Origin of the sequence: Paenibacillus brasilensis, assembly GCF_009363115.1 — a bacterium.
Lineage (GTDB): Bacteria > Bacillota > Bacilli > Paenibacillales > Paenibacillaceae > Paenibacillus > Paenibacillus brasilensis.
Genome location: NZ_CP045298.1, coordinates 2,410,540 through 2,426,460 on the forward strand (window position 1 = coordinate 2,410,540; position 15,921 = coordinate 2,426,460).

A 15,921-nucleotide genomic window follows, 5' to 3' on the forward strand; every position below is an offset into this window, starting at 1 on the left:
GCAAGAGGTGAGAATTTAGTGTGTCGATAAAAATCAGAATAACGATTATTTTGTCGGGGTCAGTCCTGTTTATCCTTTTATTAAATATCGCACTTAATTATTACACGACCCACGAAAATCTAAGAAGTGACAGTGAAACTAAAATGGTTCTGACGGCTAAAATCATCGGAGGAGCCATCGAACAAACTCGGCATAGCTGGGAGGCGGTTGACAAACAGCTCGGATACAATCTGTGGCTTTCTGCCACGTTGGCTGCCAATCAACTAGATCCTGACATCCAAAAAATTCAGCAGAAACAGCTTCAACAGATGGCCACACTCCATAGGGATATTAACATTTCCTTGATGATTCGCGATGGGGAGGGGTATAGGGTTGTCAAATCCTCCAATCCCAAAGAATTAACGTCTTCCGATCCATTGAATGGGCATTGGAAAAATGCAGTCGACCAATTGTATGAGCATGGACAGGCTAGAATGGCGCAAGGACAGAACTTGGACCATTTTTGGACCGGATCGTTTGACTACACAGGTTTAGACGCCTCACATATTAATAAATGGGGATTTTATTATGACCAAAAACGTAACTACTTAATTCGAATTTCCTTTCAGGATACTTCAGTGCAAGATTTCGAATCCATCCTAAGCCCTGATGAGATCGTAAAGCAGACTCAGCAAGTGGATTATCGCATTATGGAGATTACAGGAATTAACCCTGCAACCTTTGGTGGTGCTACGATGGACAAGAACGGGAACGATTGGAAATACTACTATATGTACAATAAACCGATCCAATTCGGCACGTATCAACTCACTAGAGTGCAGGAGGATCGTTTGGCTGTGTCCAGAGCTATTCTCTCAGGGGAGAGTATTGTACAAGATTGTTATATTAAAGGCCAGCGGGTTCTCGTCAGTTACATACCTTTTTATCCAGCTAACCGTGAAGCCTATGTTATCCGTATTGTTATGAATTATGATACGATCACCTCTGTTATTTCTAAACAATTGATTAGTTTAATTGCCATTTCCATTGTCCTCTTGGAGGTTGTCATTATTGGCAGCTACGTGCTAGCCAGTCTGTTCATCCGTCCCATTCAGTCCATTCTGGAGAAGGTGAACGAGATGGCCGATGGACAATTTGATACACGGCTAGAGATTAAGGGTGGTCATGAGCTTGCACGGCTGGGTGAGCGGATCAACGCGATGGCCTACAACCTGGGTATGTATACACGGAGACTCGAACAGATGTATGAGGAGAATCGTTCTGTAAAGGAGCATCTGGAATCGATTATTAATCAGACAGCGGATGCGATTCTTGTGACCGATCAGGACGATCGTGTCGTTCGGGTTAATCATGCTTTTGAAGCTTTATACGGCTGGACCAAGAAGGAATTGGTTGGACGTAAGCTGGAATTTGTACCTCCACAGCAACAGGAGGAGTATGAATTGCAGAAAGAAAGCCTCCTTCAGGGTGAAAGCGTCGTGTCCATTGAGACCCTTAGAATGCGCAAGGATGGAAGTACAGTAGAGATTAGTATGAGCACGTCGCCCATTATGGATGAGGGAGGCGAAATTTTGGGATTTATCAGCGTTTCGCGTGATATTACAGGGCGCAACCGGATGGAGGAACTGCTGCGCAGATCTGAGAAACTGACGACAGTAGGACAACTGGCGGCAGGCGTGGCGCACGAGATTCGTAATCCGCTGACCACGCTGCGTGGTTTTCTCCAGCTGCAGCAGCAAAATCAAGTGCTAAATTTGAAGCACAACGATATTATGATGTCTGAACTGGATCGTATTAATTTGATCGTTGGCGAGTTTTTAATATTGGCGAAGCCACAGGCCGTACATTTTCAGAAAAAAGATGTTCGATATATTGTGAGTGATGTCATTTCGTTGCTTGATAGTCAGGCGCATCTGCTGGGTATTGTGTTTAACCTTCAGGTCACAGAGAAGCCTGCTCTTGTATACGCTGAAGAAAATCAGTTAAAACAGGTATTCATTAATTTACTTAAAAATAGTATGGAAGCTATGAGTAAAGGCGGTATGATCACGATTCGTTTGTTCTTGGAGGGAGAAAACGTTAAAATCTTCATACGGGATCAGGGGACAGGGATTCCCGCAGAAATGCTGTCCAAGCTGGGCGAGCCTTTTTTCACCAACAAAGAAACAGGTACAGGACTCGGACTTATGGTCAGTCAGCGTATTATACAGAGTCATAAAGGCACACTGGATATTGAAAGCACAGAGGGCGAGGGAACGACAGCCCTTGTACAGCTTCCGATTGCCAAGTCTGAGTAACGATACAGGACGCAGGAGGAAACGTGATAGTAGAAATGGAGGGTACACAGGTTGCGCATTAACAAGTTTATCAGCGAAACCGGCTTTTGCTCGCGTCGTGAGGCGGACAAGCTGGTAGAGAGCGGCCGCGTGACGATTAACGGTGAAGTTGCAGTGCTGGGCAGTCAAGCGGAGGAAGGCGATGATGTTCGCGTGAACGGCAAGCCACTGCGCGAGAAGTCCAATCATGTATATATTGCACTGAACAAGCCGGTGGGAATAACCAGCACAACAGAAAGTCATATTAGAGGCAATATTGTTGATTTTGTGGGGCACCCGCAGCGGATATTCCCAATCGGACGTCTGGATAAGGATTCAGAAGGTCTCATTTTACTTACCAATGATGGAGACATTGTGAATAGGATTTTACGGGCAGAGGGCAAGCATGAGAAGGAATATATCGTTACGGTGGATCGTCCCGTCACATTATCTTTTGTGCAGGGGATGTCCAGTGGTGTGAAAATACTCGGCCAGCGGACACTGCCCTGTGAGGTGACGCGTGTATCAGAGCATGTATTCCGTATTATTCTGACGGAAGGGAAAAATCGTCAAATTCGGCGGATGTGTGCGGCTTTCGGCTATGAAGTCCAAAAGCTGCAGCGCCTGCGGATTATGAATATTCGGTTGGGATCGCTCCAGAAAGGCGCCTGGCGTGACCTCACAGAGGCTGAAAAGCAGGAGCTTGGCCAGATGCTCGATTATACGCTTAGCTAAGCCAGAGGGGCTTCTCATGGCCTACAGATCATGATCGTCGTATAGGACAGGGCAGCTACAGGAATCGCTAAACCAAAAGGCACCAGCTGCATTTAAAATGCGGCGGTGCCTTTGCTCATATAACATATGCATGATCAACCTTCACTCGCACTTGAGGTAGGGCTAATAACTTGTGTACCGTTCTGATATTTGCGGAGAACGGAAATCTCAACACGGCGGTTTTTAGCGCGTCCTTGTCCATCTTGATTGCTGGCTATTGGACGATACTCGCCATAACCGATAGATACAAACTTGGTTGGATCAAGCTGCTGATTGAGCAGCAATATCCGCAAGAAATTGAGTGAGCGCTTGGCGCTCAAGTCAAAGTTGGACGGAAACTGGCTGTTGGAGATGGGCACATTATCTGTATGACCCGATACGATAACATCATAGCCAGGAAATTGCTGCAGCATGCCGGAAATGGACTTAGCCAGCTTTCTCGCCTCCGGCTTTACTTCGGCCTGTCCTGATGCAAACAAAGCATTATCGCTAATTGTGATCATCAGCTGAGATTGGTTCAGTTTGGTATTCAGCAGAGTAGTCAGGCCGTTATTTTGAATGTATTGATCCATTTGCTTTTTAAGCTTTTTCAAATCTTCTTCTTCCCGCTGGGCAAGCTGTTTTTGCAATTCAGAAGTAGAAGTAGCTTTAGATTTTACGGGTTGGGTTACCTGTTCTTTATTTTTCCCCATATCCATCGATTGTGACGACGGGTTAGCAGCCGATTGATCCAGTATGCCGGTACCACCGTTAAAGGCTGCAGTCAAGGATTGAGCCATCGTTTCGAATTTTTTGGCATCAAGCGAGCTCATACCGAATAAGACGATGAATAATGCGAGCAGAAGGGTCATCAAGTCGGAATATGGCAACAGCCAGCTTTCGTCTGCATGTTCTTCATGCGGTTCATGTCTTTTTTTACTCACTGGAGTCGCCATCCTTCTGGGCCATACTAGCGCGTTCGGTAGGAGTTAAGAAGATCGCCAGCTTTTGGCTTATGGCAATAGTCGAGATGCCCGATTGAATCGAAAGCAAGCCTTCGACCATCATCAGCTTCAATTCAACCTCTTTTTTGGAAAGTCGTTTCAGTTTATTTGACATCGGATGCCAAAGGACATAACCGGTAAAAATACCAAGCAACGTTGCAATAAAGGCTGCAGCGATGGCGTGAGACAGTTTTTCCATGTTACTAAGGTCGGCCAAGGCCGCAATCAGACCTACGACCGCACCGAGTACCCCCAGAGTAGGAGCGTACATCCCGGCTTGGGAGAAAATCAGCGCGCCGGCGCGATGTCTGTCTTCGGTAGCGTTAATGTCTTCCATTAGCACATCGCGTACGAATTCCTGATCATTACCATCAATGATCATACGCATACCTGTACGCATAAAGGGATCGTCGATCTCTTCGACCTTGGATTCCAGCGCGAGCAGACCTTCACGACGGGTAATCGATGCCCAATCGGTAAACGTGCTGATGAGCTCCTTGCGATCCAGCAGTTTCTGCTGGGTGAAAATAATTTTAAACAGCTTAGGTACCCGTTTAAGTTCTTCCATCGGAAAAGCCATGAATATACTCGCTGACGTTCCGACAAAAATAATCATGTAAGCAGCGGGATTGTTGACCAAGTTGACGACTGGCGCGCCCTTTAGGATCATCCCGACGACCAGTGACACAATCCCGAGCACAAGTCCAATAATGGTTGAAATTTGCATGATACACCTCATCCATGAGAATAGATTTTGAATCCTTTCATGCCGCCGGGGTCGTCCATGCCCCAAGCGCGTCATTACAAGACGGATTATAGTATTTATCGACAAAACTCTCTTTTTTGTTAAGTGTGAATTTCCGGTATAATAAGGTGACTATGTAATGAATGGCGGAAGAATTGGAGGAAAAGGCATGGGAGTGAAGCATGGGCGGGAGTATGAACAAATTTTGAACGAATTGACAGAGGCTGTAGGCCGCATTCCAGACAGCTATGAATTTTTCGAAATGGAAGCAGAGGACTGGGACAGGCTGGACCCGGTGGGACGTCAGGAGGTCAACGAGGCGTTGGCGGAGGATCTGTTTTATGCACTGGGCACAGAGCCTGTAATTACTGTAGGCAGCGGCGTTGTGATCTATGAGTCAGAGCAGCATCGGATTTATGTTCTCATTGGAGAAGAGGAGCTAACGTCGGTCCCTTTAATTTGAGGGCCGTCTTATGGATTTATCAGCGGGGCCGTGGTAATATGTACACCACTATATCGTAGTTTTAGCCGTACAAGCGGCTGAAAGGCTTCCGTATAAATGGAGAGGAGTCGTAACATGCCTTTTACACAAGAAGAGATTGAAGCACATCTGAAGAAACTGGAGGGCTGGGAGCTGGAGGAAGGACGTTGGATCGTTCGAAAATATAATTTTTCCAGTTTTATGAAAGGGATTGCATTTGTAGATGAAGTTGCCGCTATATCTGAGGCATTCAATCATCATCCTTTTATTACGATTGATTACAAGACCGTGACTTTACGTTTGACCTCATGGGATGATGGCGGTATTATGGCCGTGGATATTAAGGAAGCCCAACAATATAATGAAGCTTTTGAGAAAATGCGCAGCAGTCATTAAGTGTGTAATGATCTGCTGTATGATGATAAAGGCGCCTTCGCTATACAACAGAGAGTTGTATGCCGAAGGCGCTTTTATCATAGAACCCGGCTCTGGTGGTCGGGATGATATACCATACAATGAAACGGCTTTTTGCCATCGGGAGTCTGTCGTTCATAGGTATCTGTAATCTTAAACCCGGCTGCCTTATAGGCCCGGATGGCGCGCCCATTCCAGGTGAGCACCTCCAGATCAATTTCGTTCTGCGGATTGCGCCGTCTGGCTTCCTCAGCAATCGCTCGGACAAAATCGGAGCCTCTGCCTTGTCCGCATCTGTCGGGATGCATTCCAAGACCCAGCCGGGTTACACCAACCATCGGGAAATATTGCGCAAATCCCGTCAGCTTGCTCTCCTCATCCAGTACGGCAACATATTGCTCTTGCCGAAGTGTGGGATTTCCAAATTCGACTTCCAGCGCCTTCATTTGTTCCCAGGGTAGCCAGCCGTAGATATTGTAGGGTGGATCATAGCGCCATTCACAGATCGCAGCCGCCTGATGCTCGTCCATCGGTACGACCCGGAAGTTTGATATTGAGGCAGGCATATATTAGACATCCTCCTTTTACAGGTGCTTAAATTATTAACAACAGATTGTAGACAAGCTACAAAGGAATGGCAAGCGTGTTTATTTTTTCTCCAAGTCGGGTATACATTCAGTAAGAAGGTATTGCTGTTCATATGCTTCCCCTCATGACGGTAAAACCGACGATGTTCGCCAAAATTGAAACCTTTTGAGGTGTCATTTCGTCAGTAATAATACCATTTGCTGATGTTGGGGACATAAAAAACCGCAATTCGATTCCGGCCAGAATCAAATTGCGGCTAAGGTTAGCTTGCTGTGCGTCAGTTATTCTACGTTATCGTCATCAGGAATTTCAGAAGCTACGGCGTGGTAATCGTCTGTGCTCATAATTCTTTTTGCACCGACAAAACGGTTAGCGTAATAATTTTCGTTCAGTGAGCTAACTACTACACCACGTGAAGACGAGGAGTGGGCAAATTTCCCTTCACCTACGAAGATACCTACATGGGAAATGCCTCTCCCTGTGGTGTTAAAGAACACCAGATCCCCAGGTCTCATTTCATCGGGGGATACGGAAGATCCCATTTTGAATTGTGATCCAGATTGATGCGGCAATTTAATTCCCAGTTTGTTAAATACATACATTGTGAAGCCGGAGCAATCGAACCCTTCGAGTGTAGTGCCTCCGCTTCTGTAGCTTGTTCCTTTGGCATCCTGGATGATCTGGTCCATCTTAGAGTCTGCGTATGCACTGCCTCCGCCGAATGTAAAAGATGTAAAGGCAATGGCAAGACCCATAGCTGCGATCGTTAGCTTCTTCTTCAAAAAAAATATACCCCTTCCAATGCCTGCGAGGTTAGCTTAAGGATTCGGTAGAAGGTTCCCCTATGACCACTCTGTTGCGAGATCAATTCACCCAAACTGGTTCCCCCGCTTCCTAGGTGCCAGGAATTAGGCTTAACTTATGATGTGCACCTTGGAGAGCAGTATTCACGATAACGAGCTTTTGAGATAAAAGTTACAATAAAGATTACAAAGTTGTTACTATCAGTTCACTGCGATTATTGTAACAAAGTCGGCTGGTTTTGGCAAATGTTTCATCACAAAAAGCTACAAAAAAATCTGCTCCTGATACCTCAGGAACAGATTTTGTTAAAAGTATTCAGTTAGGTGCCGTTTGCACAGGGATAAGAAGTAGTTTGTCAACAGAGCTCAGCCTCTGCCGGAAATATCGGAATGCCACAGCCGGTATTGCGAGCTGATGTGCCACAGCCTGACCAGACTGGTAACAAAATGATACGATTGCTGGAGAATAAGTGCCAGTATCCCCGTCCAAATCAGCGCCACGGTGCCGAATAGAGCGAAGACAAGCAGCACACCAGCGCCCAGCAGAAGTGATATGCCAACAGCCGGGAGGATCTGGCGAAAAAAGGTAAGCAGGGACGAGAGTATAGCGTGACCCCCGACGGTGCCCAGCTGCATGTACAGGATGCACTGCCGGATGAACCAGCCGTAGGCAATCCATCCGATGGCGTAGGGCAGCATCTGCAACAGGTAAGAGGGAGATTGCAGTGCTCCTGCTACAATAGGATAGAGTCTCGGTACCAGCCAGAATGCGGGCAGAAGCAATAGTCCCAGCTCGATGATGTAATAAAGCAGCGATGATAAGCCATGGCGTTTCATCCCACGGAAGAAGGACAGGCTTTGCGGCTCGGTTGCATGGGTATGCAGACTTTGGTATATCCCGGCTCTAATGAAGGGAGTGATCAGCATACGCAGCACCGTCGCCCCCAGCAGTACCCACAAGTAGATATGCACTTCCCGGTTGTCCATCAGGGCAATCTGGCTCTCCATCCAGAACAAGGTCTGGCCCAACTCGTTGTGCCCCTGATCGGGATAACGCAGCAGCAGCGGGATAACGGCGGATTGCACCAGCCGGTAGAGGAATACTCCCCACAGCAGCCGATACAGAAACAGAATAATGACAATATAAAATTGTATGCGCACAAGCGCCCAGCCTTCCTTTATAACCGTCCGCATCTATAGACACCTCACCATGACAGACTTCCAAGCAGTGTCTCCAACAGCTTGGTTACACTTACGCTCCAACGAGTTTGTTGCTTTTCGTTCAGCTCGGCCTTCAGGTTATTGTTGATATGCTTGTTCTCCAGCGCAATAGTATAGAGCGGGTCAATGGTTACATATGAAACGGGAGAGGAGCTTTTGAGCCGATAAGTTGTGCTTTTACCCGCGCCGTCCCAGGCCTTGAATATCGTTGTCCCATCCTTGAAGGTAAACTGAATAGGGATCTTGGGATAGTCCGCACCTTTTTTGCTCAGTGTTACGACCGCTTCATATCCTTTCTTTAGCTTGTGGTTCGTGATGCGGTCCACCGAAAAGTCCGCCATTTGACCGTCATATACATATTGTTCAAAATAGTGGCTCCATGAGCGCCCGGTGACTCTCTCAACGATATGTTGAAAATCCTGAGATGACGGATGTTTAAATCGGTACGTCTGAACGTAGGTGCGCATAATGCGATCCATTTTTTTTATTCCAACCTGGCGCTCAATGCCACGTAATACCAGCTTTCCTCGAGAATAGGCATTTTGCCCGTACGCAGCTGAGGAGCCATACTTCCATGATTCGCGATTAAGCGGCTGTGGAGACGCTATCTGGCCCGCTTGTAACGGCAAGTTGGGGGTGAGCCCATATTCCTGCTCCATGAGTCGTTCCTCTGCATAAGAGGTGAAGCCTTCATCCAGCCACGGCTCCTCAAACTCGTTATTAGCTACCATCCCATAGAAATATTGATGTCCAATTTCGTGAACTAATGTCCGCTCCAGGTTATAGCCGGGGTTCAGGTTATCCGCAGCGGCGGCTGTGATCAGTGTCGGATATTCCATACCGCCAGCGCCACTGCCTGTTTTGGGCGGAACCACGATGGACAGAGTGGAATATGGATAAGGCCCGTACCATTTGCTGTAATACGAAAGGGCGGCCTTGGCTGCGCTCATATAACGTCCCTTGAGTTCCTTGTGCGCCGGGTCGAGGTACAGCTTGATTTTTACACCAGGGACTTCCGTAGAAGAAAAGGGTTCTTCTACTGTTACAAAGTTGGGTGAAGCGGCCCAGGCAAAATCGTGCACGTCATCGGCATAGAATTGATATATTTTTTGTCCATTCTGTCGGACTGCTCCACGAGTGGGGAAACCAGTTGCGGCTACGATGTACGTTTCAGGGACTCGAATCCGTATGCTGTAAATTCCAAAATCGGCATAAAACTCGGAGTTACCATGATACTGATGGAGATTCCAGCCCTCCTCGGCCCGTCCGCGCTGCCCTGCAGTTTCGTAAACGCTGAGCTTGGGAAACCACTGTCCTGCCATCACAAAATCATCTGTCGCCCCCATTCGTGCGAAGATGGCAGGCAGCTTTACCTCAAACTTCATATATAGTGTGATTTCTTCGCCACCGCGTACCGGCTTGGGCAAACGTACCTTCATGAGCGAGCGGTCGTTTGCGTTGCCGTCATCCGGTTGTACGTATTGGGCGCGGTGAATAAGGGATAAGCCGTCTTCTGTCTTTAGCTCAGTCAGCGTCATAGAGCCGAAGCCGTCCTTGGGCATGGTGTCTCCGCGCAGCTTGCCCCCGGACTCCTTCATAAAGGTGGTTTCCATGGAAGAAAAGGCATTTGGGTATAGATGAAGATACAGATCGTTTACGGTCTTCTTCCCCGGATGCTTCCAGGTAAGCGTCTCTGTACCTCGCAACACCTGTCCTTCTTCCAAAGACACATCAATGTGATACTCTACCACCCTTTTGCTGAGGATTTCTGAAGCAGGCTGTGGAGGATTCTTGGGCAGATCGGGCAGGATGTTTGCCTCTAGAGGCTTGCCCATATCCGGTGCAAGCGCAGACTCAGACTGGGAGCCGTATGATGGTTGGCCTATGGGTGACGGATCGGATTGCAATTGCGGTTCCGGCTGCCAGGCAAACCATAACGTCCCTGCGAGGAGACCAAGGGCTAGTGTGGACAATAAAACGATTTTGGGGCGTGCTGGGGTCATACAATGGATACCTCCCGTTGACAAGCATCTACAGCATGTATATGTTTGCTTTCGGGAGATTATTATTTAAAATATTTGTAGTGTAGAATAGAGTGTGAAGACGGAAAATGGAGGCCTAATGACGCATGAGTGAAAATCAGCTGGACGGGAAAAAACAGATTGCACTGAACATTGTCAGTGGCAAGAGTAAACATAAGGGATTCGGTGCAGGCTCAATTGATCTGAACAGCATGTCCCCGGTCATCATTGACCGGGGAGAAGCGAAAATTGATATTGGTGCCATGCATGCCAAAAGTAAAGTGGAGCGTGGGATCAAGTTCTCTACGAATAAAGAGGACGTACCGAACGGACGCCAGGTATGGCTGGTATGGGTAGCCGTGGACCGCACGCCCGAAGGACGTATGTATGGCGGCGCGACAGCTTGCGAGATGCTGATTGACGACGAGGCCAAACGCGGTTGGAAGATTCTCGCCGATCACGTCAACCGTATGGACTACGCGCTCAAGCGTCGTTTCATGCTGGAGGATCTCGGCAGCGAGGATAAAGCAGCACTCAAAAGCCTGCTGATTTCCCATAACGAGGAATGGTGGGACGCTTCGCCTGAGGAATTGAAGCAGGCGCTGGAAGGGTAAGAAAAGCGTTAACACTGTAAAAGTATTGTAAAAAGCAGCCGCTTCTGTCGGCTGCTTTTTTTAATGCAATAAGTGATAGCTTTCATCCTACCCGTAGGATCGGGATGATGGCTTAGAAGAATATATTATGACTGACTTGACACTAACCTTTGTGTAAGTACCTGTATTAAAAGTGCATACTTACATATTTGTAGTGCGCACTTTATAATCAGAAAATATTAATACTTAAGGAGGAAAAGTCTTTGAAAACTCTTGTTATCGTAACACACCCAAGCATAGAAACCTCTGTCATAAATAAGCGATGGGTAGAAGAACTCAAGAAATATCCAGAAAAGTATACTGTACACGAATTGCATAAAGTTTACCCTGACGGGAACATTGATGCGGAAAAAGAGCAGCACTTCATTGAATCACATAGTAATCTTATTTTACAGTTCCCTGTTTATTGGTTTAATAGTCCGCCTCTCCTTAAAAAATGGCTTGACGATGTTTTTGCTTATGGCTGGGCTTATGGTTCAAATGGAGGAGACAAATTAAAGAATCGTAAAGTTGCTTTAGCTGTATCTGCCGGAATTAAAAAAGAAGATTATAGTGAAGAGGGAAGATATCGCTATACACTTGAGCACTTATTATCTCCTTTTGAAACAACCTTCCTATATTGCAATGCAGATTATCGTTCGTTCTTTGCGTTTTATGGTGCAGAAAATGAGACCGGCGAAAATGACCCTGATGCTTTCGAAAGCGAATTGGAAAAAAACGCACGAGATTATTTGAAATTTATTGACAACCTGTAAAAATAGCTTTATTAAAAACTATAAGGGGTCGCTATGTTTGTTTCATGAATTAAACCAGGATAGAAGATAGAAGCAATTTGATAGAGAAGCAGGGGTGTTTCTGGGAGGAATCCAGGAGCACCCTTTTTTCATGAGCCGGTTTAAACCTGAAGGCTGGTTTTAACCAGCCTGGGTACTGTAGCAAGCAGGCTGGCTTCCCAATCGGTGAGCAGAAAAGTAGACCAGGGAAAGAGCGGGAAGCTGGCTTATGCTACTGGCCCTAAGGCGGCATCATGCTTATGGGATCAAAACCATATATCTAAAGAAGAGTGACGTATGGGGTTTGGTTAGAAATGGATTGCTTGGACTAGAAAAATTTGATGAGTAAAATAATGACCGCAAAAATACCAACTACAATAAGCAAGTTTACTGCATTACATAAAAAACTGAATCTTCCTGATAAGTATTCCTGCTCTTGCTCTTCATGTTTTCTTTTATGTGCTTCAGGGTCGTACTGATTAGGTGGATTTCGAAAATCCATAATCAATCACCTCTTTTGTATTAAATGTTTATTATAATCTCTTAAATAAAAAAATAAATAAAAGATATTTTAATTTCTGCACATATATAAATAAATATAATTTACGTTTTGCATTAAATATAATTTAGTTTTTGTTTGAATTAATTAAAACGATGTGTTACTATATTAATGAATAAGGAGGTGAAACATGCATGGATATAAAAAATGTGCCTAACTGGATATTATCCTTGGAAAACGAGGACTTAGAATTCATGAAAAATTTAGTTCTCAATTCAGGCTCTTTGAAAGAAATCGCAAGAGTGTATGAAGTGTCATATCCAACAGTAAGGATTAAGCTTGATAGATTAATCGAGAAAATAAAAATCAATGACGCTATAGATAATGAGGATTTCATCAAATTCATCAAAAACTTAACGATTGATGATCGCATAAGTTTAGAAGATGCAAAACTGATCATTGAAAAATATAAACAAGAAAGGAAAGAATAATAATGGATGATTTATACAGAGTTTTGGTTATAGCCGGGATATTAGCAGTTCAATACTTTCTTTCAACCAGGAACAACGTTTATTGGGGGGCGGTTATACCAGTAGCCTATATTGTTTTTTCAATATGGATGTTTGCTACTAATCGTATCAATAGCACTCTTGGTTTTATCCTTTATCTACTATTAGGGTTGCTTTTCCTTATTGTAGAATGGAGTGCAGGAAGAAAGTCCCTTAACCAGAAGAGAAAAAAAGAATTGGATAAGATAAAAACTCACGACTTAAAATAGTTTATCCTGAATTTTGAAAGCTCGATTCTCTGAAAACATGAAAAGGGCTCCGAATCTTTGGTAGAGTGGTGTTTGTCGGAACAACAAAGAGAGGAGCACCTTTTAGGTGAAGTCTACAAGGTTCCGGAACAACATGAGCTGGAAATTGTATTACGGCCAAATATCTTTGCCGAGGGTATGTACATGATGCAAGATTATTATGGGGCAAGGCCAAATCAGATACAGAAGTGCGGCTGGCAGCATATTTAGAGGTAGATATCAGCGAAATACAAAGGCCTTAGCAATATGTGTAGCTCGATCAATTGTCTGAAGCTTATTCAAAGATGGGGGATTTGTCCAGACTCAAAGAGTTCGTCCGGATCCCCTTTGTTCAGGGAGCTTCGGACAGGAAAATCAACTGAATACATAAATGGATGTTACAGAGCGATGGAAATCGCTCTTTTTTACGTTTCTATGTACTCTACCAGGAGCGAAGTGATCAAACTTCATCATTCTATATGTTGCCGATGGATCATCTTCTTTTGAAAAGTCTATCGTATATCACCAAAGCGACGACAATAGTAAACACCTGCATTAAAAACTGTGGTAATATCCTGCTTTGAGTGACGAAAGAATACTAAAAAATTGGGGGTTGATGGATGTGAAAAACGTGCTAAAGGCTGTTACAAGTCTGTTTTTTGTCTTTTGCTTAATTGTTGGTTTCTCCGTACCTACCACTCATGCAAGTAGTGACAACACCAAAATTCCGGATGCATTCAATGCCGAATTAGAAAAGCAAAAGTTGAATGAGTTGCAAGCAAAATTTAGTCTGAATTCTACTGAAGGACGTAAAGAAGGACGCATCTATGTATATCCAGATAAACCTTTAGTTCTTACATTTGATGATGGCAGCACCATTACTTATACCTCAAAGGTTGAAACAGCCGCAGGAAATCGTGGCTGGTCTATGGAAAAGTCTTATTCATATATGTTTGGATATGCCAAAATTGAGGGCCGTGTAGAGCACACTACTGTGGTTATGCAAGCGTTGATGTAGGTTCGACAAAGGCAAAAGAAATTCATCATGATTTATATAATGGTGGACTTCGATTACAAGCATGCGGGACTATTACCTACGGCATGGCTGGAGTAACTAAACAACAGGCGTACGAGTTCATTTGGGAGAATGATTTAAGAAATAACAGGGGAACTCCTTACCTTGTTGGTTCATATTAATCTGTAAAGAAAATGAAGAAAGACGTTTCTGGTATATCCGGAAGCGTCTTTTTTCATTTCCTTTTTTCAAATCCATTGGTCTATGCTATGACGTGTAGGAGAGAGTCAGAACCAAATTGGTAAATCGTTTGATGACCAGTTGCTCCTTCAGCTGCTTATTCTAAAAAAGAAGTATTTCCCTGTTGTGGAGATACTTCTTTTGATTTAAACAAAACAGGAATGCCTATCGCCGTCCTCCCTCCAGAGCTGGCAAACCGTTTTTCTCTCCCCACTCACACATCATATTTAACAATGGGATGAGCGAAAGACCGCGTTCAGATAATGAATATTCAACTTTTGGAGGTATTTGGGGGAATTCCTTGCGTATGATAAGGCCATCTGCCTCTAGCTCTTTTAACATGATGCTTAGTGTTTTGAAGGAAATAGTACCGATACTTCGTTTCAGCTCGTTATGCCGCATAATCTTATTTTCAGAAAGCCAATATATAATGATCATTTTATATTTACCGCCTATTAAGGACAACGTATATCCAAAGCCAGTGTCTTTTAAGACCACGCCAGACGGAACACAGGTTTCGCGCATAAATTACACTCTCCTTTAGGTAAGTATACGATGCAAATATGCATACTCTACAATGGATCATTATGCAGTTTTAATGAAAGGGTGTAAAGTAAGATCGCTAGAAGCCGCTTGCCTTAGGCGTTATCTTAGCCGGGTTATTTTGCGACGATTAGACAGTTAATTGTAAAAATAGCGGTTGTTTGACTGATACCGTCTTGACATCTTGGAAAGGCATTCACTATAATTCAGATAGAAATCGGTTCCAATCCGGTTTTTATTTAATTCTTTGTGGAACCGGTTCCTAAAGCGTGTAGTTAAGTCCTATTCACTGTTTATGAATATATTCTGTAGATAAGGTGGCATCGTTATGTTTAAATGGTTCAAAAAGAAAGCGGCCCCTCGTATTGAAGAATTCGACATGGTAGCGCCAATTAAAGGACAAGTGGTTTCCCTTGAAGAGGTTCCAGATCCTGCGTTCTCTACAAAGGCTATGGGAGAAGGTATCGCTATTCATCCGTCTGAAGGCAGGGTTACGGCTCCTTTTACGGGGAAAGTCGTTCATGTGATGGAGAAAAGCAAGCACGCCCTGATCATTGAACATGAATCCGGTGTACAAATATTGATACATGTCGGGATTAATACAGTCTCCCTCAAAGGACAGGGATTTAACCCTCACGTCCAGGCAGGAGATAACGTTAAAGCGGGGCAATTATTGATGGAGTTTGATCTGGATGCTATTCAACAGAATGGATTGCCGGTAATTACTCCGGTAATTGTCCCAGACGGGCAAGAAATGATTAGTCATGTAGAAATATTAGAAGGTTCGTCTGTTTCTCCAGATGCGCCTGTATTGAGAGTCCATTTGAAGGCCTAGTAGAAAATGGAGAGCCGGATGCGCTGAGAGGCGCAAGTCCGGTTCGGGAAAGAGAGATAGGGAGATAGTGTTCGACTACGCCTTATCTCTTATTTCACGCTATGTGATTGGACAGGAACGCTTCTTTTCGTCCTTAGCATAATTGATGTGTTTGACCGTGTTGTGGTCGGCCAATATAAAGGAACCACATGTGAGGCTAAGCACGCGGTTCAGACGCTTTGT

The 15,921-nt window shown here is 44.8% G+C and carries 19 protein-coding genes and 1 riboswitch; of the genes, 11 read left to right on the forward strand and 8 right to left on the reverse strand.

Features of this window, described 5'->3' with window-relative positions:
* Positions 1-20 precede the first annotated feature (20 nt).
* Both GCU48_RS11285 and rluF read left to right on the forward strand, forming a co-directional pair.
* Positions 21-2,297, forward strand: coding sequence for a PAS domain S-box protein (locus tag GCU48_RS11285; protein ID WP_152380062.1), 2,277 nt, complete (start codon positions 21-23; stop codon positions 2,295-2,297).
* 51 nt (positions 2,298-2,348) lie between these two features.
* The gene (gene rluF, locus GCU48_RS11290; RefSeq protein ID WP_025720947.1) at positions 2,349-3,050 is read left to right on the forward strand and encodes a 23S rRNA pseudouridine(2604) synthase RluF; all 702 of its coding nucleotides are present in this window, start codon (positions 2,349-2,351) and stop codon (positions 3,048-3,050) included.
* Positions 3,051-3,184: 134 nt separating this feature from the next.
* On the opposite strand, the gene motB is transcribed toward rluF, so the two are convergent.
* Both motB and motA read right to left on the reverse strand, forming a co-directional pair.
* On the reverse strand, positions 3,185-4,012 hold the full coding sequence (motB, locus tag GCU48_RS11295; protein WP_152380063.1) for a flagellar motor protein MotB: 828 nt from the start codon (positions 4,010-4,012) through the stop codon (positions 3,185-3,187).
* Entirely contained in the window at positions 4,005-4,799 is a 795-nt protein-coding gene (gene motA / locus GCU48_RS11300) for a flagellar motor stator protein MotA (protein WP_025720951.1), read from the reverse strand. Before motA ends, motB begins: the two co-directional genes overlap by 8 nt.
* 187 nt (positions 4,800-4,986) lie before the next feature.
* Here motA and GCU48_RS11305 point away from each other — a divergent pair, with 187 nt between their 5' ends.
* Together GCU48_RS11305 and GCU48_RS11310 are read left to right on the forward strand one after the other, a co-directional pair.
* The gene (locus tag GCU48_RS11305; protein WP_152382142.1) at positions 4,987-5,280 is read left to right on the forward strand and encodes a hypothetical protein; all 294 of its coding nucleotides are present in this window, start codon (positions 4,987-4,989) and stop codon (positions 5,278-5,280) included.
* A gap of 114 nt (positions 5,281-5,394) precedes the next feature.
* On the forward strand, positions 5,395-5,694 hold the full coding sequence (locus GCU48_RS11310) for a 4a-hydroxytetrahydrobiopterin dehydratase (RefSeq protein ID WP_152380064.1): 300 nt from the start codon (positions 5,395-5,397) through the stop codon (positions 5,692-5,694).
* Between the two features lie 77 nt (positions 5,695-5,771).
* Here the strand turns inward: GCU48_RS11310 and GCU48_RS11315 are convergent, their stop codons facing one another.
* The 4 genes from GCU48_RS11315 to GCU48_RS11330 form a co-directional block, all read right to left on the reverse strand.
* Positions 5,772-6,278 carry a GNAT family N-acetyltransferase gene (locus tag GCU48_RS11315; protein WP_025720956.1) on the reverse strand — a complete coding sequence of 169 codons (507 nt, stop codon included), beginning with the start codon at positions 6,276-6,278 and terminating at the stop codon, positions 5,772-5,774.
* A gap of 303 nt (positions 6,279-6,581) precedes the next feature.
* Positions 6,582-7,082, reverse strand: coding sequence for a C40 family peptidase (locus GCU48_RS11320; RefSeq protein ID WP_025720958.1), 501 nt, complete (start codon positions 7,080-7,082; stop codon positions 6,582-6,584).
* Positions 7,083-7,087: 5 nt separating this feature from the next.
* Positions 7,088-7,225: riboswitch (cyclic di-AMP (ydaO/yuaA leader) on the reverse strand.
* Between the two features lie 244 nt (positions 7,226-7,469).
* The gene (locus tag GCU48_RS11325) at positions 7,470-8,297 is read right to left on the reverse strand and encodes a hypothetical protein (protein WP_152380065.1); all 828 of its coding nucleotides are present in this window, start codon (positions 8,295-8,297) and stop codon (positions 7,470-7,472) included.
* An 11-nt stretch (positions 8,298-8,308) separates the two neighbouring features.
* The gene (locus GCU48_RS11330; protein WP_152380066.1) at positions 8,309-10,327 is read right to left on the reverse strand and encodes a M1 family metallopeptidase; all 2,019 of its coding nucleotides are present in this window, start codon (positions 10,325-10,327) and stop codon (positions 8,309-8,311) included.
* A gap of 125 nt (positions 10,328-10,452) precedes the next feature.
* Between GCU48_RS11330 and GCU48_RS11335 the strand changes: the two genes are divergently transcribed.
* Positions 10,453-10,959 carry a YwhD family protein gene (locus GCU48_RS11335; RefSeq protein ID WP_152380067.1) on the forward strand — a complete coding sequence of 169 codons (507 nt, stop codon included), beginning with the start codon at positions 10,453-10,455 and terminating at the stop codon, positions 10,957-10,959.
* Between the two features lie 242 nt (positions 10,960-11,201).
* On the forward strand, positions 11,202-11,753 hold the full coding sequence (locus GCU48_RS11340; protein ID WP_152380068.1) for an NAD(P)H-dependent oxidoreductase: 552 nt from the start codon (positions 11,202-11,204) through the stop codon (positions 11,751-11,753).
* Positions 11,754-12,099: 346 nt separating this feature from the next.
* On the opposite strand, the gene GCU48_RS26890 is transcribed toward GCU48_RS11340, so the two are convergent.
* Positions 12,100-12,273: a hypothetical protein gene (locus GCU48_RS26890; protein ID WP_167518679.1), complete on the reverse strand. Its 174-nt coding sequence runs from the start codon at positions 12,271-12,273 to the stop codon at positions 12,100-12,102.
* 191 nt (positions 12,274-12,464) lie between these two features.
* Between GCU48_RS26890 and GCU48_RS11345 the strand changes: the two genes are divergently transcribed.
* The 4 genes from GCU48_RS11345 to GCU48_RS11355 all read left to right on the forward strand — a co-directional run bounded on the left by GCU48_RS11345 (position 12,465) and on the right by GCU48_RS11355 (position 14,084).
* Positions 12,465-12,761: a DUF2089 family protein gene (locus tag GCU48_RS11345; protein WP_152380069.1), complete on the forward strand. Its 297-nt coding sequence runs from the start codon at positions 12,465-12,467 to the stop codon at positions 12,759-12,761.
* A gap of 2 nt (positions 12,762-12,763) precedes the next feature.
* Positions 12,764-13,048, forward strand: a complete 285-nt coding sequence (locus tag GCU48_RS11350; protein ID WP_152380070.1) for a hypothetical protein — start codon at positions 12,764-12,766, stop codon at positions 13,046-13,048.
* A gap of 149 nt (positions 13,049-13,197) precedes the next feature.
* On the forward strand, positions 13,198-13,329 hold the full coding sequence (locus GCU48_RS29490) for a YhjD family protein (protein WP_482812019.1): 132 nt from the start codon (positions 13,198-13,200) through the stop codon (positions 13,327-13,329).
* A gap of 359 nt (positions 13,330-13,688) precedes the next feature.
* Positions 13,689-14,084 carry a hypothetical protein gene (locus GCU48_RS11355; protein ID WP_152380071.1) on the forward strand — a complete coding sequence of 132 codons (396 nt, stop codon included), beginning with the start codon at positions 13,689-13,691 and terminating at the stop codon, positions 14,082-14,084.
* 402 nt (positions 14,085-14,486) lie between these two features.
* On the opposite strand, the gene GCU48_RS11360 is transcribed toward GCU48_RS11355, so the two are convergent.
* Positions 14,487-14,846, reverse strand: coding sequence for a winged helix-turn-helix transcriptional regulator (locus GCU48_RS11360; protein WP_152380072.1), 360 nt, complete (start codon positions 14,844-14,846; stop codon positions 14,487-14,489).
* A 346-nt stretch (positions 14,847-15,192) separates the two neighbouring features.
* Between GCU48_RS11360 and GCU48_RS11365 the strand changes: the two genes are divergently transcribed.
* On the forward strand, positions 15,193-15,699 hold the full coding sequence (locus GCU48_RS11365; protein WP_152380073.1) for a PTS sugar transporter subunit IIA: 507 nt from the start codon (positions 15,193-15,195) through the stop codon (positions 15,697-15,699).
* The last annotated feature ends 222 nt before the right edge of the window (positions 15,700-15,921 follow it).